Below are 21252 nucleotides of genomic sequence, written 5' to 3' on the forward strand. Positions count from 1 at the left end.
TTAACATTCATTGAATAATAATAGCATTAAAAACGATCAAGGGAGAATGCTATGTTCGGCATAAAAGAATACCTACCAAAATTATATGAAAACTCAACCGCTATTTTACACGACCTCAAACATGACCTTCAAGATCTCAAAGGTCAAAAAATAAAGAAAATCTGGGTCGTCTGGGATCAATTTTATGATGAATGGTTTGTCGATTGCCCGGTAATTATCCAGTTCGAAAATGCTCAAATGGAGTTATGTGCTTATCAAATGGGCGCGTTCGCGATTTCGTTTAATCAGATTGATATTCGCCAGCAACCTGATTTGCCTGGCACTGAATTCAAGCTTATTTGGACAAAGGATAAAATGGAGAATCTTGAGTTTGCTATCGGTCAACAGGTAAAGGAAATTGAAATTATAGAAGAGGACTCTTTGTTATTCGGAGTAGGATTCCAGCTAGAAGACGGTTATTTTGCTGTGTGTAATGGCTTTGATGAGAATAGCATTGTTACAGAAAAACAGGAAGGACCACATTTAAAGCAATCTATTGTTTAACCGGCTTTCATGAAGGTGAGCTTTCCAAAATTAAAGAACAAAGCTCCGAACGCCTTCATCTAAAAGGAATCGGGCTTTTTCATTTAGCCCTTGTCCTCCAAAAGGTTATAATAAACCTATCATCAAAATGTCTAGGAGGCTATTCAATGGATCTACAATTACAAGGGAAAAACGTACTTATCACTGGCGGCTCTAAAGGAATCGGCAAGGCGATTGCTCAGGCGTTTTTGGCTGAGGGGGCAAATGTGTCGATTGCAGCTCGTGGTCTAGAGACATTAGAGCAGGCGAAAGAGGAGCTTGGCGGGAAGGTCGTTATTTATGCAGCGGATTTGACGAAGGCGGAGGAGCGTGAAAAGCTAATAGCGTCTTTTGTTGCTAAGCATGGAACGGTGGATGTGTTGATTAATAATGCAGGTGGAAGCAATGGTAGCACAGCGATGGAGACGGAGATGGATTTGTTTTATGAGGCGCTGGAACTGAATTATTTTTCTGCGGTTCATTTAAGTAAGTTAGCGGTACTACATATGAAGAAAGCAGGCACAGGGGCGATTGTGAACATTACGTCGATTTTTGGCAGAGAGAGCGGCGGGAAGGCGACGTATAATAATGCGAAATCGGCGTTAATTAGTTTTACGAAGTCGCTGGCGGATGAAGTGATTGCGGATGGTATTCGGGTGAATAGCATTGCGCCAGGTAGTATTTTGCATGAAACGGGCAATTGGAAAAAGCGGTTAGAAGCCGATCCTGAGGGCATCCGAGCGTTTGTTGATCAGGAAATTCCAGCAGGACGTTTTGGTACGCCTGAGGAAATAGCGAATGTAGCGGTCTTTTTGGCATCGGAAAAAGCTTTTTGGATTGTCGGTACTAGCATCAATGTCGATGGTGGCCAATCGAGAATGAACTTTTAAATTTATTCGTTTTTTCGAAAAATAATAAAAACAACGATCGGTAGCTGGTATGATAAGAATATTCGGTATTTTTATCAGGGAAGAGAGGAACATAGATGTTAAAACAGAAAATTTCTCCATTAAACAAAGAAGTAGGACAGCAAGTGGCTGATTATATTGACACGTTAACGAAACCAAAAGGAAGCCTTGGCCGTTTAGAGGAATTGGCGATTCAGCTTGCTGAAATGACCGGACAGTCTTTTCCGGAAGTGACACCACCTGGGGTGATCGTGTTTACGGCTGATCACGGAATTGCGGCGGAAGGAGTATCAGCTTTTCCACAAGAAGTAACGGTGCAAATGGTGAGCAATTTAGTTCATGGCGGGGCAGCGATTAATGTGTTTAGTCGGCAAATAGGGGCGATGTCTAAAGTTGTTGATGTAGGCGTAGCAGGCGAAGTGAAAGAATCCGAAGTTCTAAATCGGAAAATTCGATACGGAACAGGCAATTTTGCAAAGGAACTGGCGATGACAAAAGCGGAAGCGCAGCAAGCGTTAGAAGTTGGTTATGCAGAAGCGGTCGAGTTAATTGAAAAAGGAATTAAATGTTTAATTGTCGGTGAAGTAGGTATTGCTAATACAACGACAAGTAGCGCGATTTTAGCAAGTATCACCAAATGTGAGCCTGCTTCAATTGTTGGGCATGGAACAGGCATTACAACGGAGCAATTAAAGCACAAAGCAGAAGTGATTGAACGAGCGCTTGCTTTTCATCAGCCAGATGCTGAAGATGGCTTGGACATTTTGTCAAAAGTGGGCGGCTTGGAGATTGCGGCGATGGCGGGAGCGATGATTGCGGCAGCCGAACGTCGGATTCCAATTTTATTAGATGGGTTTATTTGTTCAACAGCGGCGTGTGTAGCGAAATTAATGGAGCCGTTAACTGCAGATTACATGATTTTATCGCATCATTCCGTTGAACCGGGGCATGTGCAAGCGATGAATTATTTACAAAAACAGCCGCTGTTGCAGTTAAATATGAGACTAGGAGAAGGAACGGGAGCCGCTGTTGCTTTTCCAATCTTACAATCGGCGACGTTAATGGTAAAGGAAATGGCGACCTTTGCTTCTGCTAATGTGTCGAATATAGAGTGAAAGACAACGAGACATGCGCAATTATTTATGCATGTCTCGTTTGTATTGTTATTTCCAATGCTTTTTCCAGTTTTTTATTACTTGTTCTGGGTTTTTGTAAGTTTGTTTTGTTGTTGTCAGCTTATTTTTAGAAGGATTAAAACTCATTTTGTAAAAAAACCATTTTCCTACTGAGTTATCATAATTAGCGGTCAGGAATGTGTTTTTACCAATGACTTGTGCTCTCTTTGTGTATTCTACATTCGCAATTTTTGTTAAGACTCCATTTTTAATGTAATACCAATCAGCATATTCTGAATTGGAGCTACCTGTTTCAGCTACTGCTAATAGATCCGGCTGTCCTTTCTGTTTAGAGGGATACATATGTACCATTTTGCGAGTAGAATTTAACGTATAATCTGGATAGCTGTACTTGGTCGATTGAATATGACTGACACCTACTTTTTGCATGTATAGTTTGTAGTTTCCATGATATAGTAAATCACCTTCGCTGGCACCTGCCCATACTAAAGCCCAGTCATGCTCAAAAGAAGCGTAGGCTTTCTTTTCTTTTATTCCTGAAAAATATACTTTGTATTGTTTTCCATTAGCATCCTTCAGTAAATGTGTGACTCGACTTTGTTTTGGATTGATTGGGTTAGCAGCTTCAACAGTTGGATGCCAAGCAGTGAAAGCAAGTAACAGGATCATCGCTGACATAATTAATTGACTAAATTGTTTATTCATAATTTACCCTCCCTTTTTATCTATATTTTACTATTTGAGGATTTTTTTAAAAGTGAATATTTTAAAATAAGTGAATAAAAGGCTTGGATAGGTGAATAAGTTTTTATTCATTCTGAAATAAACTATGACCATTTGCATAAAAAATCACACCATTCTCTCAGTTGTTCATAAAGAGAAGTCAGAAGGGTAAGGAAAATGCCGATTAAATTTGTCTATTTTGTGAAAATGGCACAAATATTGCAAATATTTTTTAAATTAAATATTTTACAGAGTCATATTTTATTTCAGGAAGGGTTGTGTTCTATGGAGAATTTAGGGACTTACGTCATTTATGTGATTATGGCCTTTGCAATGCTGGGAGCGTTTGCGGCGATTCGTAATGAAGAAGAGGGAATGGGAAAAGAGTTTATGGAAGGGATTTATACGATTGGTCCAATCTTTATTCCAATTGCAGCAACGCTTGCTTCAATTCCGTATTTATCGAAATTTATTGATTTTGCTTTTGGGCCGTTGTTTTCGGCAATTGGTGCAGATCCAGCGATGGCGGCCACCACGTTTATTTCTAGTGACATGGGCGGTTATCAATTAGCGGATGTGTTGGCGAGTGATCGTGAGAACTGGATTATTGCGACGGTAAATGGCATTATTATGGGTCCTCATATTATTTTTACGATTCCGGTTGCACTTGCGATGCTACAAAAGCGTGATCATAAGTATTTAGCGCTTGGGATGATGTCAGGTGTGTTGACGGTTCCTATCAGTGTATTTATTACAACAAGCATTTTGGCGTTAACGGATGCAAAAATCCGGGATACGATTAGCACAACGGCAGATTCAACTTATCAATTGTCGCTGTCGATCAGCACGATTTTGATTAACCTTCTTCCGTTAATAGCTGTTGGAATATTTATCGCTATTGGGCTGCGGATGTTCCCGAATGCGATGATTAAAGGGTTTATGGCGATCGGCTGGTTTATGCGAACGGCTATGATTTTAATTCTTGTGTGTTCCATTGTTGAATATTTTACTGGCGTATTCTCAACGGTATTCGGAAGCTGGGGCTTTGATCCGATTATTGCCGATGCGAAAGATCAGTTTAGAGGATTAGAGATTGCTGGATATATAGGGATTATGCTTGCCGGAGCATTTCCGATGGTGTATGCGATTCAGAAGTATTTGGCGAAGCCGCTTGAGTTTTTTGGCAAGAAATTAGGGTTGAGCAGTATTGGAAGTGCGGGAGTGATCGCTGCGACAGCTAATCCGCTTGCTCTGTTTAAAATTATTCAAGACATGCCGGCAAAGGATAAAGTTTTAACGATTGCCTACGCCATTAGCGGAGGATGGATGATTGGCGATCAGTTAGCGTTTCCTGCAAACTTCCAGCCGACTATTATTATCCCGGTAATGCTAGGCAAGTTTTTAGGAGCGATCTTAGCCATTCTGTTAGCGTACCGCATCTCTGTTCCGAAAGCATTAGAGCTTGAGCGAATTGAAAAACTAGATGAGGCAGCTAGTCAGAATATAAAGAAGGTAAATGAGAATCAACCTTCTCTTGAAGCAACAAGTTAATAAGGAATGACAAAAATCGATAATAAACGATAAAATCATAGGAGAGATAAGAGAAATAAATGAGAAATTCCTAATTTTAGACTCGAGTTATTTCGAGTCTTTTTTTAGTTTTCTCATGGTAGAATATTGACATAATTGCGAAAAAGGAGGATGTCATGTCTGTTCCAATTATGAAGACGAAGTTAATGGTTCCAACAGTTCATGGAGATTTTATTCGATTGGCAAGATTGTTTAAAAAGCTGAAAACGATATCAGATTATCCGTTAACGCTGATTCATGCAGGAGCCGGGTATGGAAAAAGTACGGCTCTTGCTCTATATGCGCAAGATGGGAATGAAAGATGTTGCTGGTATACGGTTTCAGCCATGGATGATGACATGATCCCGTTTTTAACGTACTTGATTCATGCGGTACGTTCAAAGTTTCCGATGTTTGGAGAAGAATTATTGAAATATATGGATCAAATGGATCGCTACATACGTGAGGATGAGCTGAATGTACTTTGCTCATTATTTATTAATGAAATTGTTTCTTTACAAGAAAAGTTAGTCATTATTTTAGATGACTTTCACCAAGTGGAACATTCACTAGCGATTAACCGCTGGATGGAAAAGATGATTGAGCACCGCCCTCATCAGCTACATATTGTGATTGCGAGCAGAAGTCGTCCAAATTGGCAAGTGCTGACGAAAATGAAGGTGAGCGGGCAATTGCTGGAGATCACTCAAAAGGATTTAAGGTTGACCCTTGAGGAGATGGAATTATTATTAACAGAATTATATGGCGTGTTGTTAACGGAAAAGGAACTGCAGCAAATTGATGAATTGACTGATGGCTGGGTGATTGCGCTCGGAATGATGGCACAGCATTTAGCTGAGAATGGGAATTTAATGAATGTATCGACTCAAGCATCTCAATCTCTTCAGGAGCTATTTCAATATTTGTTGTATGAAGTGTTCTCAAAACAGCCGCCAACGATCCAGCAGTTTTTGGAACAAACATGTATTTTTGAAGAAATTTCCGAACAGAAATGCACACAAATATTAGGTATTCCGTATGCAAGAGATATACTTGAAGAATTGACGAGTAAAAATTTATTTATCCAAAAAGTTGGTGAGGATAAGTATAAATATCATGCTTTATTTCGCGAGTTTTTAGAAGAGCAGTTTCGGACGAAGCAGCCACAGCAATATGAGTTGCTGCAGAAACAAATCGCTTGTTTTTTTGAGCAAAGTGGGCAGTGGGAGCAAGCGTTAATTTTTTATAAGAAATTAAATAAGTTTGAAACGATCGCTTCCATTTTAAATCAATACGGCTTTGTCATGCTTCAAAGCGGCAAGTTAGAAGGGTTGTATGAGTGGCTTTTGCTTGTACCAGAAAAAGAATTAAATGTTTACTATAAGCTTTGGCACTTAAAAGGAGAGGTGTTGCGCTATCGTTCAGCTTATCAAGAAGCGGAGCATTGTTATGATCAAGCAATTACATATGCTGAAGCAAAGCAGGATTATCTCGAAAAAAGCCGTGCTTTAGAAGGGAAAGCACGCATTTATTTAGATACGATTCAGCCTTATCATGCCGAGCGTCTTTTGTATCAAGCGATTGATTTAAGAGAAAAGAACGAGGGTAGCACGACAAAGGAAATTGCGGAATTGTATCAGCTTCTTGCTGAGAATTTAATTAATGCAGGGAAAGCCTCGAAAGCAGAAAAGTGGATTCAGCGGGCCAAAGGGTTAAATGTGCCGATAAAAGATCGTCATTTAGAAGCGCGTTTATATTTACGGACCGGACGATTTAAGCGGGCAAAAGAGATGTTAACAGAAACGCAGTTGGTCATGGAGGAAGATGAGAAAAAAGAATTGCCGCAATCTCATCGCGAAACAGAGCTGCTGCTTTCGTTAATTGCATCATTTATAGGAGAGGGGAAACAAGCGAAAGAACTCGCTCAAGAGTCTATTCATCTCGGTTTAAATGTAGGAGCTCCATTTGTAGAAGCCTGTGGATGGATTCGAATGGGCCACGCCGTGCAGCTTACGGACCAATATGAGATTTCATTAGCGAAGCAATGTTATGAAACAGCTCTGCAAATGATGGATGCACTTCACATAAGCCGTGGAAAAGCCGAGCCTCAAATGGGGTTATGCCTTTTATTTGGAAGAAGCGGAGAGTATGAACGAGCGATGGAAGCTGGCAGAAGTGCATTAAAGGAAACGGAGCGTGTACATGATGTTTGGTTATCAGCTCTGATTACGTTAAGTATGGCAATTGCCTCCATTCACAATCGTCGAGTGGAAGAAGCTCTTGAATTTCTGAAAAAGGCAGAGCAATTGGGGCGGTTAACGGAGGATGATTACATTAAAACATTTTGCCATTTTTGGCAGGCAGTTATTTATTATGATCGAGCAGAAAATGAACGGTTTATAAAACATTTTTCACCTTTTCTGAAATTGGTTCAGCTGCGCGATTATGAATTTATTTTTTGCCATCGGACGATGTTTGGGCCGCTTGATTTGCAATTATTTCCTCATTTGTTTATGGAGGCTTCCAAACAAAATATTTATCCTGATTATATTGCCAGACTCCTGCATCGAATGGGATTGGCCAAGCTGCAATCTCATCCTGGTTATACGCTGCGTGTGCAGGCGCTTGGCTCCTTCCGAGTTTGGCTTGGAGATGAAGAAGTAGAGGAACGTCAATGGCAACGAGGGAAGGCAAAAGAGCTATTTCAATTATTCATTACTCACTACAAGCAGTTGTTGCCTAAAGAAGAAATTTTTCAAAAGTTATGGCCGGATCAAGATGAAGTCAGCTGTGCCAGAGACTTCAAAGTGGCATTAAATGCGGTGAATAATGTGTTAGAACCACAGCGAAAGGCGCGTTCAGCCTCATTTTTTATTAAGCGGCAAGGGACATCTTATGGTCTCAATCCCGATGCTGTACTTGAAATGGATGTGACTCAATTCGAACAATGGATCGAAATGGGGTTAGAAGAAGGGGATAAAGAAAAAGCGTTATCTTGTCTTGAAAAAGGGATGAAATACTACAATGGCGATTTTTTAGCTGACCGTCGTTATGATGAATGGTGTATTAACGAACGGGAACGCTTGCTTGTCTATTATTTGCGGGGGGCAGAAAAGCTGGCTCAGCTGGCTGTTCGCAATGAAAATTACGAGGCAGCTATACAATGGTGTGAAAAAATTATTGAGCGCGATGCCACTTGGGAAGAAGCTTATCGCTTACTCATGTATAGCTATTATCGAAAAAACAATCGCCCTCAAGCTATCAAATGGTATAAAAAATGCAACCAAATTTTAAAGGAAGAGCTTGGTGTACATCCGCTTGAACCTACCCTGCATATGTATCAAATGATTATGGAAGCGAAATAAATGACAATAAGCCCGCATTGTTTGCGGGCTTATTCGATATGGAGTGAATTTATCGGTAAACTTTCTGCTTTTATCAGCACTCCTCTGAGTTTATCAGTTATTCCATTTGTGATAGCGGTGCTCATAATAGATGTGTTTTGAAAAATCAGAAATTTCATTCTTTTGATCTATTGTCTAAAAGGAGTTACGTTTTTTATAATAAAAACTGAGAGGTGAGTCAGTTGTCAGAAAATACATCAGCCAAAATAAAGCTAACAACAAAAGGTCAGATGACACGTGAAAAGCTGCTTGCAACAGCAGAAATAATTTTTGGAGAAAAGGGCTATTATGAAACGTCCGTTGTTGATATTACGCAGCAAGCGGGTGTCTCGCAAGGAACATTTTATAATTATTTTCCAACTAAGTATGCGATTTTTGAAGAATTAATGATGCAATTAAGTAGAGATGTGCGATTTGAAATTAAAAAGGCCATTGCTTCTGCCAAAAGCCATGAAGAGGCCCAAAGAATTGGTTTTCAAACATTTTTCTTATGGGTGAGAAATCATCAAAATCTATATAGTATCGTGCAGCAAGCTCTTCTTGTTGATGTGAAATTGTATCGTTATTACTATGATCGATTAGCCAATGGTTATATGAGAGCGCTCTCGAAAGCGATGGAGGAAGGTGAATTTAAATCGTTAAATAAAGAGGCCATCACTTATTGTTTAATGGGAATCGGCCAATTTTTAGGGATGAGATGGGTATATTGGGAAGAGCAATCAGTACCTGATGACGTGTTCGAAAGTGCCATGGACATGATATTTCACGGTTTAAAGCAACCAACCATTAAAGGAGATGAAAGAAAGGATGAAGCAAATTTCGACGTGGATTGAAAAACGAGCAAGCATGAGTCCGGATCGTCTAGCGTTATTGGATCTAAGGCGCCGGCTCACCTATTTTGAAATGAATAACGAAATGAATCGACTGGCCTATTATTTGAGAAAAATAGAAATGCTTCAACAAGGAGATAGAATAGGTCTTTATTTCAATAACCGAATAGACTACATTTTATTGCTGTTTGCGATTGCTAAAATTGGAGCGGTCGCTGTTCCGCTTAATACACGACTTACTTCTGAAGAACTATCGTATCAAATAACAGATAGTGAAATGAGCATGCTGATCTATGAGTATGAGTTTCATATAACAGTACAGACATTAAAAAACAAACATCCACAATTAACCACTCGATCAATTGAATCCGTCACCTTGCCACCACTTCAAGAAACCTACATTTCACATGATTTTCCAATCATCGATGCTTCCACACCTTATATTATTTGCTATACATCAGGTACGACTGGTCGTCCAAAAGGAGCCGTTTTAACACAAGAAAATATGTTTTGGAATGCGGTAAATAATTGCACGAGTATTGATATCAATTCAAATGATTCCACACTTGTCTTATTGCCGCTTTTTCATATTGGCGGAATTGGACTATTTGCTTTTCCGACATTTTTTGCCGGTGGGGCTGTAGCCATATTAGGCAAATTTGATCCGAAAGAAGCGTTAAACATGATTGAGAAAGAACAAATTTCCGTCATTATGGGAGTTCCGACCATTTTTGATACTATTCGAAAACATAATGATTTCATGACAGCAAATTTAAGCTCCGTTCGTATTTTTTGCAGCGGAGGAGCACCTTGTCCTAAAGAGCTAATAGAGTTTTATTTACATCGAGGGCTTCCCTTTTATCAAGGCTATGGTCTAACGGAAGCATCACCGACTGTTTTTATGCTGGCTAAAGAAGATTACAAGAGAAAAATAGGTTCGGTAGGTAAGCCTGTTTTATACACCGATATCAATATTGTAGATGAAAATAATAACCCTGTAGTGGTGGGTGAAATTGGAGAACTTGCTGTTAAGGGTCCTAATGTGATCAAGGAGTATTGGCAATTGCCTGCTGAAACGAATCAATCGATAAAAGACGGATGGTTTTATACTGGAGACTATGTAAAGGCAGATGAAGATGGCTTTATTTATATCATTGGGCGTAAAAAAGAGATGATTATTTCAGGTGGAGAAAATGTATACCCCCTTGAAATCGAACAAGTATTAAAAGAAGATCCAGCAGTTGATGAAGTGTCTGTGATTGGTGTTTCTGATGAGAAATGGGGAGAAGTTCCTTTTGCTTTTATTGTTGTAAAAGACAAGCATGTAATTACAGAAGAACAGTTAAAACAAGCCTGTTTGAGCAAGCTGGCAAAATATAAAATTCCTAAATCATTTGTCATCTTGTCTGAATTGCCAAAAAATGCAGCAGGGAAAGTCGATAAAAAACAATTAAAAGCATTGTTAACAAATGTTTCGAAAGGAGAATGAGGATGATAGGCATTTCAGCTACCGCTATTTATACACCGGAAAATACTGAAACAGCTGCTGATTTAGCAGAAAAAACAAATATCCCTGAAAAAATAATTATTGAGAAGTTTGGACTGCGAAAGAAACATGTCGCTTTAGAGAATGAACATGCATCGGATTTGGCCATTAAAGCAGGAAAGGAAATTTTAAGGACTGTTGACCCGAATGATATTGATGTCGTTATTTATTTTGGTAGTCCTCATAAAGATTATTATGTTTGGCCTATAGCCCCTAAAATACAGCATGAGCTTAGATGCAAACAGGCTTATGCATTTGAGCTGATGAATGTGAGTTCCTGCTTCCCACTTGCCTTAAAAGTAGCAAAGGATATGTTGAGATCTGACGAAAGTATCAAGAATATTTTGTTGGTTGGCGGTTGTAAGGAATCACAAATTATTGATTATGAAAACCCTCGTTCTCGTTTTATGTTCAATTTTGCCGATGGAGGTGCGGCAGCTTTAGTTTCAAGAAATCGTGTGAAGAGTACAATCTTGTCCTCAGCAATTATCACAGATGGGTCATTTCATGATGATGTAAAAATTCCCGCTGGAGGGTCTGTGCTAGTTTCAAGTGCTAAAACAGTAGTTGAACGTCAGCATTATATTGATGTAAAAGACCCCTTCAGCATGAAAAAACGATTAGATCCTGTTTCTGTACCTAACTTTGTTTCTGTAGTTGAACAAGCTTTGAAGCGAAGTGGTTATTCGGCAGAAGATATCTCGATGCTTTTGCCGCTGCACACGAAACGCTCGATGTTTCAAGAACTTTTGACTTCTTTAAAGTTAAAAGAACATCAAGCTTTTTACCTAGAAGACTATGGTCACATGTCTGCTTTAGACCCTTGTTTCGGTCTGTATTTAGCGGAAAAAAGAGGCCTTTTGCACAAGGGCGACCTTGTTGTAGTTGTGAGTGCAGGAACGGGATACACTTGGGCAGCTACTGTCTTGCGGTGGCAAGGTGATGGGGATGTTTGAATCGGCTTCACTATGTCCTGTCTGAATAGAGATTTCCACTTTTCGATGTAACTCATTTGTAACTGCTTTTATTTATGATAGGAACATAAAGGGGAATGTATTTTGAATATGTAAAAGGGGGAAGAGGGATGAAGAGGGTCACGCGTCATACGTTGTTTTTGCTAATGATCGCTTTTGTTATGGTTTTTGCTAGCGCTTGTACTTCTAGTGATACAAACAGCAGTGATGGAGGAGGAAAAAGCGATGAGCCAATTAAAGTGGGCGTTCTTGCTTCATTAACAGGCGGGCTTGAAGCATATGGAAAGCAGACGTTGAACGGGTTTGAGCTTGGTTTAGATTATGCGACGGATGGCACGCAGGAGGTAGCTGGAAGAAACATTGAATTTATCGTTGAAGATACAGAGACGAAGCCCGAAGTAGCGGTTCAAAAAGCAACGAAACTGTTAGAAGAAGATGAAGTGGATTTCTTAGTTGGATCTTCAAGTTCAGGAGATACATTAGCCGTTTTACCATTAGCGGAGGAATATGAAAAAATCATGGTTGTTGAGCCGGCGGTAGCTGATAGTATTACAGGTTCTGAATTCAACCCTTATATTTTTAGAACAGCGCGCAACTCTTCTCAGGATGCGATTGCCGGAGCAGCAGCCATTGCGAAAAAAGGAGTGAAAATTGCTACGCTTGCACCTGACTATTCGTTCGGTCGTGATGGAATTAAAGCGTTTAAAGACGCGGCGACAAAATTAGGGGCTGAAATTGTTCACGAGGAATATGCCGATCAAAAAGCAACAGATTTCACATCCAACATTCAAAAAATTATTGATGCGAAGCCTGATTATTTATTTGTCGTTTGGGCAGGAGCAAACTCTCCTTGGAATCAAATTGCTGATATGAAACTGCAAGAAAAAGGTATCAAAATCTCAACAGGCGCCCCAGATATTGCTGCCTTATCTTTAATGAAACCACTAGTGGGCATGGAAGGCTTCTCCGTTTATTATCATACACTTCCGAAAAATAAAGTGAATGATTGGCTTGTCGAAGAGCATAAGAAGCGCTTTAAAGGGGAAGTACCCGATCTATTCACACCTGGAGGAATGACTTCTGCTATCGCCATTGTTGAGGCACTGAAAAAGACGGAAGGAAACACGGATGCTCAAAAGCTGATTGAAGCAATGGAAGGAATGAGCTTTGAGTCTCCGAAAGGGAAAATGACGTTCCGCCCGGAAGATCATCAAGCGCTACAAACTTTATATGCGATCAAGCTTGAGAAAAAAGAAGGAGTAGACTACCCGGTGCCGGTTTTGATGAGAGAGTTAACACCTGAGGAAACGGCGCCTCCTATTTTAAATAAATAATCTGCATGTAGGCTGTCTCAATCATACAGGTGGGACAGCCTGCTCTAAATTGAACATATGGGTGGTGAATAAGGTGAGGACCTTGATTGAAACGAAGGATTTAAGTATTCGTTTTGGTGGACATACTGCGGTGGATGCCGTGACTTTTGAAATGCCTGAAAATCAATTTAAGTCGATTATTGGTCCGAATGGAGCGGGGAAAACGACTTTTTTTAATTTGCTCAGTGGACAATTAATGCCTAGTAGCGGCAAGATTTATTATCGCGGACGAGATATTACCAACTTATCTCCAACTGAAAGAACACGAACTGGTATTGGACGATCTTTTCAAATCACCAATGTCTTTCCGAATTTAACTGTGCTAGAAAATGTTCGCTTAGCTGTTCAGTCGCAGTTAGGAGTACGGTATCAAATGCTCGTTCATTCGAAAAAGTATAAAAGCATGACGGATAAAGCACTTCAATGGTTAGAACTCGTTCTTTTAGCGGATAAAAAAGATGCATTAGCGGTTAACTTAGCACATGGGGAAAAAAGAAAACTCGAAATTGCGATGCTTCTAGCACTAGAAACCGATGTTTTACTTCTAGACGAACCAACAGCTGGTATGTCACTTGAAGAGGTGCCAGCGATATTAGAAACGGTGAAAAAGATTAAAGAAAAGGGCGATCGAACGATTATTTTAATCGAACACAAAATGGAGATGATTATGGATTTATCCGATTCTATTATGGTGTTGTTTAATGGTCGTTTGCTTGCAGATGACACACCGGAAGCGATTATGAGAAATCAAACCGTTCAAACGGCGTACTTAGGAGGTCTATATGAATGAGTTCACTTTTACAAGTTGATCAGATTGAAACGTATATTGGCCAATTTCATATATTGCAAGGTGTTTCATTTGAGGTCAAACAGGGAGAAGTCACGGTGCTACTTGGACGAAATGGTGCTGGAAAAACGACGACGTTGCGTACCATCATGGGCTTAAATCAAGCGGCCAGCGGCCAGATTCTTTTTAAGAATAAAGAAATTCAACAGTTACCCACTTATACGATTGCTTTAAATGGAATTGGCTATGTTCCAGAGGATCAGGGGATTTTTTATGATTTAACCGTTGGTGAAAATATGAAGGTAGCTATGAGGAAAGAAAATGATGTCATAAAGGAACGACTAGAATGGATATTAGCGCTTTTTCCTGATTTAAAAAAGTTTTGGAATAAGCCGGGTGGATTGTTGAGCGGAGGACAAAAGCAAATGCTCTCGATTGCTCGGGCATACGTTAATGAAAATGACTTACTTCTGATTGATGAGCCGAGCAAGGGACTAGCGCCAATTGTGGTCGATAAGGTGATGGAGTCGATTATGCAAATGAAGGAAAAGACCACGATCGTTCTTGTAGAACAAAACTTTTATATGGCTAGCACAATTGGTGATCACTTTTACATTGTAGATGATGGGAAAACAGTAACAGATGGAGAAATGAAGACATTGAAGGAAGATGAACAACTCAGAAGAAAATATTTAGGAATTGCTTAAAGAGAGGGGATTTCCATGGATGTTTTAATGAACCTTATTTTAAATGGACTGGCGACGGGGATGCTCATCTTTTTATTAGCTGCAGGGTTAACGCTAATTTTTGGCCTGATGGATGTGTTGAATTTTGCTCATGGCGGTTTGTTTGCTTGGGGAGCTTATAGCGGTGTTTGGTTTTACTCGATAACGGAAAGTTTTTTTATCGGCATAATCGGTGCTATTATTACAGGTTGCTTATTAGGCTTAATAACGGAAAAATGGATTATCAAACCGGTTTATGGGAACCATGTACAGCAAATCTTAATCACACTTGGTCTGATGCTTGTGTTATCTGAAATGCTTAAAGTCGTTTGGGGACCAAACCAAATTTCGGCCGCACCTCCTGATTATTTAACCGGAAGCTGGGAGGTGGCTGGGATAACAATTATTAAATATCGTGTGTTTATTATTCTGATTGGCTTTTTTGTCTTTTTCCTTGTTCAATATGTATTGAAAAACACAAAAATTGGTTTGGTCGTTCGTGCGGGAGTGATGGATAAGGAAATGGTGCAAGCACTTGGAATTAATATTCAGAAGGTATTTATGCTTGTATTCATGATTGGTGCAGGAATGGCGGCACTCGGCGGTGTTTTATTTGGACCATACTCTGGTGTCATTCATGCAGGGATGGGAATGGAGTTTGCAATTCTCGCTTTCATTGTGGTGGTCATAGGCGGAATGGGAAGCTTTAGTGGTTCATTATTTGCGGCGATTTTAGTCGGCTTGTCCGGCTCACTAATGGCTTATTATGTACCTGATTTAGCGCTGGCTGCCAATATGTTATTAATGGCGATCGTATTGGTATTTCGGCCGCAAGGATTATTTGGAGCAAGGGGGCAGGCAGTATGACTTGGTATCAGCAAAACAAACAGTCGGTGCTGTATTCGATCATCGGCGCTTTTCTGCTGTTGTTGCCGTTTATTTATGATTCTAGAAGTATGTTAATTTTATGTACTCAGATCTTTATTTTCGCCATTTTTGCGATGAGCTATGATATTCTTCTCGGTTATACCGGTATTGTTTCTTTTGGACATGCGATGTTTTTTGGGATAGGTGCTTACACGATGGGGATCTCTATGAAACAGTTTGAACCCACACTTATTTATTTTTTACTAGCAATCCTCACCACAGTCTTTTTTACTGGATTATTAAGTTATGTCGTTGGGTTATTAACATTGCGGTTGAAAAGTCATTTCTATGCGATGCTTACATTGGCTCTTTCCGGTTTATTTTTAGTGTTAGCCGAGAAGTGGCGGACATTAACATTTGGAAATGATGGGTTTACGTTTCGAGTGCCCGATGTTGTGAAAGACCGTACCGATTTTTATCTCATTTGTTTAGTTACGATGATACTTGTGTTTATTTTGTTGCAACGGTTTACTCATTCTCCATTAGGAAAAGTATGGCAAGCGATTCGTGAAAATGAGCAACGGACAGAATCACTTGGTTATGAAGTGATTCATTATAAAATTATTGCTTCGGTAGTTGCGGGTGTTATAGCTGGATTAGCTGGAAGTTTATATGCGGTGTCATTGCGGTTTGTCAATACAAGTGTATTTGCAATGGATGTGACGCTAGATGCTTTATTAATTACGATCATCGGCGGAGTAGGAACATTAGTCGGAGCGATTATTGGAGCTGGATTAATTGAATTTGCTCATCATTGGTTAACAGAATTGGCAAAAGTGCATTGGATTTTTGAACGATGGATTATCTTTTTTGGGATTATCTATATTTTAGCTGTTATGTTCTTTCCTCAAGGCATCGTTGGAACATTGATAAAAATGAAAAGGAAGAGAAGTAGTGGTAAACAAACCATTCCTCAACAGAAAAAAGATATAGCAAGCTAGAGAAGCGAGCCACTGTTAACATTATCTATTTTTCTAAGTAATAATTTATGGAGATAAATGGATTTAAAGGCAGGGATTTCTGGCTATATAGTGGAAGAGAAGAGGAGTGAAAACAATTCAATGAGGAAAAGGGGAATAAACATGACGACTGTTGCATTAAATAAAGTAACATTAGCTAATGGGGAAACATTGTCGTATCTGGAACGCGAAGGCGGAATAGAACCATTATTATTGATTCATGGAAATATGACCTCTTCTAAACATTGGGATGTGCTTATTGATCAGTTGGACAAGCAGTATAAAGTGTACGCAGTTGATTTACGAGGGTTTGGAGGATCGACGTATCATAAGCCAATTCAGTCAATTAAAGATTTTTCTGATGACGTGAAACACTTTGTAGATGAGATTGGGCTGAATCATTTTTCGATCGTTGGTTGGTCGACAGGTGGAGCTGTTGCCATGCAGTTTGTGGCTGATTATCCAGGATTGTGTGATAGACTGATATTGTTGGCATCTGCATCTACTCGAGGATACCCGTTTTTTGGATCGACTCCGGAGGGATTGCCTGATGAATCGAATCGTTTAACTACTTATGAGGAAATAAAAGCGGATCCCACAAAAACTATCATGATTCAAAAAGCTTACGATATGAAAAATCGAGAACTGCTGAAAGGGCTTTGGAATATGTTGATTTACACGGAGAATCAGCCTGAACCTGCCCGTTATGAGGAATATATCGATGACATGCTCACGCAGCGGAATTTAGCTGAAGTCTATCATTCTTTAAATACTTTCAATATTAGCAACGATTATAATGGGGCTGTGGCAGGAACGAACCAAGCAAAAGATATTACGATTCCTGTTTTAGTGCTGCGCGGAGATCGGGATTTTGTGGTGACAGCGGAAATGACAGAAGAAATTATCAATGATTTAGGTGGTCATGCAGAGTTTATTGAATTAACGAACTGTGGTCATTCCCCACTGATAGATGATCTGGAGCAATTAACTTCAGAAATGACTAAATTTTTAGAGAAATGAGGAAGAAAGAATGAGATTAAAAGACAAGGTAGCGATTATTACAGGAGCAGCTAATGGGATCGGTCTTGCGGCGGCGGAGCTTTTTGCGAAAGAGGGAGCAAAAGTTGTTATTGCTGATTTTGATGAGGAGCTGGGCGCAAAACGTGTTCAAGAGTTGACTGAAAAAGGCTATGAGGTCGCTTTCTCAAAAGTTAATGTCGTTGATCGTGATAGTGTCGATGCCATGGTGAAGCTGACAACGGATCGCTACGGTCGTGTGGATATTTTAGTCAATAACGCAGGAATTACGCGGGATGGAATGCTTTGGAAGATGTCGCCAGAAGACTTTCAACGGGTGTTAGATGTGAATTTAAAAGGTGTATTTAATTGTACTCAATCGGTGATTCCTCATATGATTTCACAAGGAAGCGGAAGGGTGATTAATACATCATCTGTATCCGGAGTGTATGGAAATGTTGGGCAGACGAATTATGCAGCAGCTAAAGCGGGTGTGGTCGGGATGACAAAATCATGGGCGAAGGAGCTTGGACGGAAAGGAATCAATGTCAACGCGGTAGCTCCTGGTTTTGTTGAAACCTCGATGGTAGCGACTGTACCTGAAAAAATTTTAGATCAGTTAAAGACAACGATTCCGCTCGGTCGTTTAGGAAGTCCGAAAGATGTAGCGAACGCCTATCTGTTTCTTGCTTCTGATGAGTCCAATTATGTGAATGGAATCACGCTTCATGTCGATGGCGGAATTATGATGTGAAAATTTAGTTTAAAAAGCAGAGGGGTTCTCCTCTGTTTTTTTGTGCCGCATGAAAGGGTAGCAACCCTCCTCCGCTTGTAACTTTGCTGTAACTCCTAAACGGTATGATGAATCCATCATAGGATGAAAAAATGGCTGATATTTTTGGTGGAAGTGAGGGGGAGTAATGTGGAATGGCAATTAGATTGGATTGAAAATAGAGCAAGATTAACGCCAGAGAAGGCAGCGGTGATTCATGCCGGATCAAATCAGCAATGGAATTATCAGCAAATCAACCGCCGAGCGCAAATCTTGGCTCATTTTTTACTGGAACAAAACGTGGAAAAAGGAGATCGTATCGCTTTAATCTCTCCTAATCATATAAGCTATTTTGATTTAATGTTTGCTTGTGCCAAAATCGGAGCAATCTTTGTACCGATTAATTGGCGCTTGTCAAGCCGAGAACTGAACGATATTTTAGCGGATTGTTCACCAAAGTTAGTCGGTTATCATGATCGGTTTACAGAGATGATTCATAAGCTTTCTTTTCATCAAGGATGCTGTTTTTGTGTTTCAGCTCTTGAATACGAACAAAGAATGAGCGAGTATGAAGAGCCGTTGTTATTGTCTCTTTCCATGGAACAGGAAGATCCATTCATGATGATTTATACAGGCGGAACAACGGGAAAACCAAAAGGGGTGGTCTTGTCTCATCGGGCCATTTTATGGAATGGGCTGAACACAGCTGTTAGCTGGAATGTAACAGCGGAAGACACGACACTTACGTATTTGCCAATGTTTCACACAGGAGGGCTGAATGCGCTAACGACACCGCTTTTGATGGCCGGCGGCACAGTGGTCATCGGAAGCCAGTTTGATCCGCTTGAGGCGATTCAAGCGCTAAATCAATATCATTGCACCATTGCACTATTCGTTCCGACGATGTATCAAATGATGATTCACGAGCGAGAATTTGCTGAAAGTTCATTTCCATCAATGAAGGTATTTCTATCTGGAGGAGCTCCTTGTCCCTTCAATGTGTATGATGCATTTGTAAAAAAAGGAATTGCTTTTAAAGAAGGGTACGGATTAACAGAAGCGGGGCCGAATAACTTTTATATTGATCCGGAAGAAGCAAAAATACATCGAGGTTCAGTCGGAAAGGCGATGTTATTTAATCAAATTAAATTGTTGAGAGAAGATGGGACGGAAGCAAGAGTGGGAGAGATTGGTGAACTGTTAATCCAAGGTCAGCATATATTTTCTACTTACTGGAATAATCACACAGCTACAGCTGAAGTGTTGCGGGATGATTGGCTGTATACAGGAGATTTAGCAAAGGTGAACGAAGAAGGTTATTGCTTTATTGTTGGAAGGAAAAAGGAAATGATTATTTCAGGCGGAGAGAATATTTACCCTCTGGAAGTCGAGCAATGTTTATTGCAATTTCCTTGTATTGAAGAAGTAGCTGTGATCGGATTACCGGATGAAATGTGGGGCGAGAAAATGGTGGCTTTCCTTGTTACAGTCAATCAGCAACCAGTCCCTCTTGAAGATATTCAGAAACATTGCGAGCAAGCTCTTGCCAAATATAAAATCCCTAAACAATTTCTTTTCATTGAAGAACTTCCGAAAACACATGTTGGAAAGATTGATAAGCAAATGTTAGAGAAACTTGGAGAAAGGTCTTTAAAGATCCAATAAATTTTTTTCATAAAACGGGGAAGTTCAGTGAACTTCTCCGTTTGACCTTATTATTCCCGAATGCTTTTTCCTGCTTCTCCTTCCTTTTCAAAGCGAGTGGCGCCTCCATAATGCAGGGCTTGATCCCGGTCTGATTCCACTTGCCTTTTGTTTTTAAGCTTTTTTTCTTGACGGTCTTTACCCACAACGTTCACCTCCACTGATTGAAGTTTCACCTTATAATCTGTTCTTGAAAGCGTGATTTATACATTTTTGCTCGTTTTTCATAAAGAAGTCGCTATTCGGATATGCTAAAAAAGTAACGTTGAAAAGGAGTGAATGATGTGGGACAAAATCACATTTTTAAGCCTGGGCAAAAGGCTCCTAATAACGGATCCTATATCGAAATTGGTCAAACGGGAAGCATGGTCAATGATCCAAAGAAAGTGAAGCTTGAAGCAGGTGATCACTTTCCGGACACTACAAATCGGGATCGAGTGTGGATGTATCAGCGCAAACCTTAATCGAGGAACTAGGAGGAGGTTCTATGAGAAATAAAGCGAAGGATTTTCCAATCAAGAGCATGAAAGGCGAAGCGGGAGAAGCAAGAGCGAAATCGAAAAATGCTTCTAAACGCCCCAACGGCACAATGAATACGGACCCTCAAGACCGTATGATGGCCGCCAATCAAACGACAAGTGAAGAGACTTAAATCATAAATGAAGGAACTTGCCTATTAAAGGAGCAGGTTCCTTTTTTTGTTAAGTATTGTGTTATACTAAATGAAAAAGATATTAGTTTGTGAGCGTTTTGAAGTAATAGATGTGAAAAAATAAAGTGAGCACAGACGAGGAGGGGGACTGGTGCCAGGATGGATGATACTTTTGTTAGCTATGCCTGCAGCTGGAATCATTGTATACACATTACTTGACCGTTGGATGGGGTGGTTGGATACCAAGGAGAAGGTGAAAACGACTGTAGATAAGTTAAATGAAGTGAAAGCATGCAACTACTGTGGTCGTTTCAGCCGAAATTACCAACGAGAACTTGCTCATTATGATCGTTTGTTAAAAGGAGAGTCTATGGGTGCTGTTACAGAAGTATGCCCTCATTGTCAACAAGAAGCGACTTTTTACCCTATTTCCGATATTCGTTCATTTCACAAGTATCATATCGATTGTTTACCTTTAGAAGTAATAGAGTACGCCGAGCATCAAAGGCACATAGAGGAATATGAACGGCTGTTGTATGCAAGTAAAGTTAATGAATCTTTTCAACGGCGGTTAGCAGACGAATAAATGATAAATCTTTCTTTATCTTATTTAAGTCCATCAACAGCTCTCACATGGTGATTTGCATATCATTGATGAAAACGATGAAAGCACTGAGAAATTGTC

At 39.9% G+C, this 21252-nt stretch carries 21 protein-coding genes; 19 read left to right on the top strand and 2 right to left on the bottom strand.

The window, feature by feature from the left end:
• Positions 1 to 51 precede the first annotated feature (51 nt).
• The 3 genes from IRB43_RS03315 (at position 52) to cobT (ending at position 2584) form a co-directional block, all read left to right on the top strand.
• Entirely contained in the window at positions 52 to 543 is a 492-nt protein-coding gene (locus IRB43_RS03315; RefSeq protein ID WP_203362028.1) for a hypothetical protein, read from the top strand.
• A gap of 146 nt (positions 544 to 689) precedes the next feature.
• The gene (locus IRB43_RS03320; RefSeq protein WP_203362029.1) at positions 690 to 1451 is read left to right on the top strand and encodes an SDR family NAD(P)-dependent oxidoreductase; all 762 of its coding nucleotides are present in this window, start codon (positions 690 to 692) and stop codon (positions 1449 to 1451) included.
• 95 nt (positions 1452 to 1546) lie between these two features.
• Entirely contained in the window at positions 1547 to 2584 is a 1038-nt protein-coding gene (gene cobT, locus IRB43_RS03325) for a nicotinate-nucleotide--dimethylbenzimidazole phosphoribosyltransferase (RefSeq protein WP_203362030.1), read from the top strand.
• 48 nt (positions 2585 to 2632) lie between these two features.
• Here cobT and IRB43_RS03330 read toward each other — a convergent pair whose 3' ends face one another.
• Positions 2633 to 3310, bottom strand: a complete 678-nt coding sequence (locus tag IRB43_RS03330) for a hypothetical protein (RefSeq protein WP_203362031.1) — start codon at positions 3308 to 3310, stop codon at positions 2633 to 2635.
• Between the two features lie 195 nt (positions 3311 to 3505).
• On the opposite strand from IRB43_RS03330, the gene eutH reads away from it, so the two are divergent.
• The 13 genes from eutH to IRB43_RS03395 all read left to right on the top strand — a co-directional run bounded on the left by eutH (position 3506) and on the right by IRB43_RS03395 (position 19876).
• The gene (gene eutH, locus IRB43_RS03335) at positions 3506 to 4879 is read left to right on the top strand and encodes an ethanolamine utilization protein EutH (RefSeq protein WP_238941792.1); all 1374 of its coding nucleotides are present in this window, start codon (positions 3506 to 3508) and stop codon (positions 4877 to 4879) included.
• Positions 4880 to 5034: 155 nt separating this feature from the next.
• The gene (locus IRB43_RS03340) at positions 5035 to 8262 is read left to right on the top strand and encodes an AfsR/SARP family transcriptional regulator (RefSeq protein ID WP_203362032.1); all 3228 of its coding nucleotides are present in this window, start codon (positions 5035 to 5037) and stop codon (positions 8260 to 8262) included.
• 221 nt (positions 8263 to 8483) lie between these two features.
• Positions 8484 to 9134 carry a TetR/AcrR family transcriptional regulator gene (locus tag IRB43_RS03345; protein ID WP_481748109.1) on the top strand — a complete coding sequence of 217 codons (651 nt, stop codon included), beginning with the start codon at positions 8484 to 8486 and terminating at the stop codon, positions 9132 to 9134.
• Positions 9109 to 10620, top strand: coding sequence for an o-succinylbenzoate--CoA ligase (gene menE, locus IRB43_RS03350; protein ID WP_203362033.1), 1512 nt, complete (start codon positions 9109 to 9111; stop codon positions 10618 to 10620). Before IRB43_RS03345 ends, menE begins: the two co-directional genes overlap by 26 nt.
• Positions 10621 to 10622: 2 nt before the next feature.
• A complete protein-coding gene (locus IRB43_RS03355; RefSeq protein WP_481748110.1) occupies positions 10623 to 11633 on the top strand; it encodes a 3-oxoacyl-ACP synthase in 1011 nt (336 codons plus the stop codon).
• A gap of 128 nt (positions 11634 to 11761) precedes the next feature.
• Entirely contained in the window at positions 11762 to 12985 is a 1224-nt protein-coding gene (locus tag IRB43_RS03360) for a substrate-binding domain-containing protein (RefSeq protein ID WP_203362035.1), read from the top strand.
• A gap of 73 nt (positions 12986 to 13058) precedes the next feature.
• Positions 13059 to 13814 (top strand): ATP-binding cassette domain-containing protein, encoded by a 756-nt coding sequence (locus IRB43_RS03365; protein WP_203362036.1) that lies wholly within the window; start codon positions 13059 to 13061, stop codon positions 13812 to 13814.
• Positions 13811 to 14518 carry an ABC transporter ATP-binding protein gene (locus tag IRB43_RS03370; RefSeq protein WP_203362037.1) on the top strand — a complete coding sequence of 236 codons (708 nt, stop codon included), beginning with the start codon at positions 13811 to 13813 and terminating at the stop codon, positions 14516 to 14518. Before IRB43_RS03365 ends, IRB43_RS03370 begins: the two co-directional genes overlap by 4 nt.
• 15 nt (positions 14519 to 14533) lie before the next feature.
• Positions 14534 to 15403 carry a branched-chain amino acid ABC transporter permease gene (locus IRB43_RS03375; RefSeq protein ID WP_203362038.1) on the top strand — a complete coding sequence of 290 codons (870 nt, stop codon included), beginning with the start codon at positions 14534 to 14536 and terminating at the stop codon, positions 15401 to 15403.
• A complete protein-coding gene (locus IRB43_RS03380; RefSeq protein ID WP_203362039.1) occupies positions 15400 to 16404 on the top strand; it encodes a branched-chain amino acid ABC transporter permease in 1005 nt (334 codons plus the stop codon). The genes IRB43_RS03375 and IRB43_RS03380 overlap by 4 nt, the downstream gene beginning before the upstream one ends.
• Positions 16405 to 16545: 141 nt before the next feature.
• Positions 16546 to 17442 carry an intracellular short-chain-length polyhydroxyalkanoate depolymerase gene (gene phaZ / locus IRB43_RS03385; protein ID WP_203362040.1) on the top strand — a complete coding sequence of 299 codons (897 nt, stop codon included), beginning with the start codon at positions 16546 to 16548 and terminating at the stop codon, positions 17440 to 17442.
• 10 nt (positions 17443 to 17452) lie between these two features.
• Positions 17453 to 18193, top strand: coding sequence for a 3-oxoacyl-ACP reductase FabG (gene fabG / locus IRB43_RS03390; RefSeq protein WP_203362041.1), 741 nt, complete (start codon positions 17453 to 17455; stop codon positions 18191 to 18193).
• Between the two features lie 168 nt (positions 18194 to 18361).
• Positions 18362 to 19876: an AMP-binding protein gene (locus tag IRB43_RS03395; RefSeq protein WP_203362042.1), complete on the top strand. Its 1515-nt coding sequence runs from the start codon at positions 18362 to 18364 to the stop codon at positions 19874 to 19876.
• A gap of 50 nt (positions 19877 to 19926) precedes the next feature.
• On the opposite strand, the gene IRB43_RS03400 is transcribed toward IRB43_RS03395, so the two are convergent.
• Positions 19927 to 20061 (bottom strand): YpzI family protein, encoded by a 135-nt coding sequence (locus tag IRB43_RS03400; RefSeq protein WP_203362043.1) that lies wholly within the window; start codon positions 20059 to 20061, stop codon positions 19927 to 19929.
• Positions 20062 to 20199: 138 nt separating this feature from the next.
• Here IRB43_RS03400 and IRB43_RS03405 point away from each other — a divergent pair, with 138 nt between their 5' ends.
• The 3 genes from IRB43_RS03405 to IRB43_RS03415 all read left to right on the top strand — a co-directional run bounded on the left by IRB43_RS03405 (position 20200) and on the right by IRB43_RS03415 (position 21153).
• Complete coding sequence (locus tag IRB43_RS03405; RefSeq protein WP_203362044.1) at positions 20200 to 20379, top strand: YjzC family protein; 180 nt, start codon at positions 20200 to 20202, stop codon at positions 20377 to 20379.
• 23 nt (positions 20380 to 20402) lie between these two features.
• Positions 20403 to 20567 carry a small acid-soluble spore protein K gene (sspK, locus tag IRB43_RS03410; protein WP_203362045.1) on the top strand — a complete coding sequence of 55 codons (165 nt, stop codon included), beginning with the start codon at positions 20403 to 20405 and terminating at the stop codon, positions 20565 to 20567.
• 151 nt (positions 20568 to 20718) lie between these two features.
• Positions 20719 to 21153: a hypothetical protein gene (locus IRB43_RS03415; protein ID WP_203362046.1), complete on the top strand. Its 435-nt coding sequence runs from the start codon at positions 20719 to 20721 to the stop codon at positions 21151 to 21153.
• Positions 21154 to 21252: the final 99 nt, after the last annotated feature.

The organism is Bacillus sp. REN10, assembly GCF_016820555.1.
Lineage (GTDB): Bacteria > Bacillota > Bacilli > Bacillales > Domibacillaceae > Bacillus_CE.

Coding starts and splice junctions, on each gene's coding strand:
- IRB43_RS03315 (WP_203362028.1), top strand. CDS start 52: ATGTTCGGCATAAAAGAATACCTACCAAAATTATATGAAAACTCAACC.
- IRB43_RS03320 (WP_203362029.1), top strand. CDS start 690: ATGGATCTACAATTACAAGGGAAAAACGTACTTATCACTGGCGGCTCT.
- cobT (WP_203362030.1), top strand. CDS start 1,547: ATGTTAAAACAGAAAATTTCTCCATTAAACAAAGAAGTAGGACAGCAA.
- IRB43_RS03330 (WP_203362031.1), bottom strand. CDS start 3,310: ATGAATAAACAATTTAGTCAATTAATTATGTCAGCGATGATCCTGTTA.
- eutH (WP_238941792.1), top strand. CDS start 3,506: ATGCCGATTAAATTTGTCTATTTTGTGAAAATGGCACAAATATTGCAA.
- IRB43_RS03340 (WP_203362032.1), top strand. CDS start 5,035: ATGTCTGTTCCAATTATGAAGACGAAGTTAATGGTTCCAACAGTTCAT.
- menE (WP_203362033.1), top strand. CDS start 9,109: ATGAAGCAAATTTCGACGTGGATTGAAAAACGAGCAAGCATGAGTCCG.
- IRB43_RS03355 (WP_481748110.1), top strand. CDS start 10,623: ATGATAGGCATTTCAGCTACCGCTATTTATACACCGGAAAATACTGAA.
- IRB43_RS03360 (WP_203362035.1), top strand. CDS start 11,762: ATGAAGAGGGTCACGCGTCATACGTTGTTTTTGCTAATGATCGCTTTT.
- IRB43_RS03370 (WP_203362037.1), top strand. CDS start 13,811: ATGAGTTCACTTTTACAAGTTGATCAGATTGAAACGTATATTGGCCAA.
- IRB43_RS03375 (WP_203362038.1), top strand. CDS start 14,534: ATGGATGTTTTAATGAACCTTATTTTAAATGGACTGGCGACGGGGATG.
- IRB43_RS03380 (WP_203362039.1), top strand. CDS start 15,400: ATGACTTGGTATCAGCAAAACAAACAGTCGGTGCTGTATTCGATCATC.
- phaZ (WP_203362040.1), top strand. CDS start 16,546: ATGACGACTGTTGCATTAAATAAAGTAACATTAGCTAATGGGGAAACA.
- fabG (WP_203362041.1), top strand. CDS start 17,453: ATGAGATTAAAAGACAAGGTAGCGATTATTACAGGAGCAGCTAATGGG.
- sspK (WP_203362045.1), top strand. CDS start 20,403: ATGAGAAATAAAGCGAAGGATTTTCCAATCAAGAGCATGAAAGGCGAA.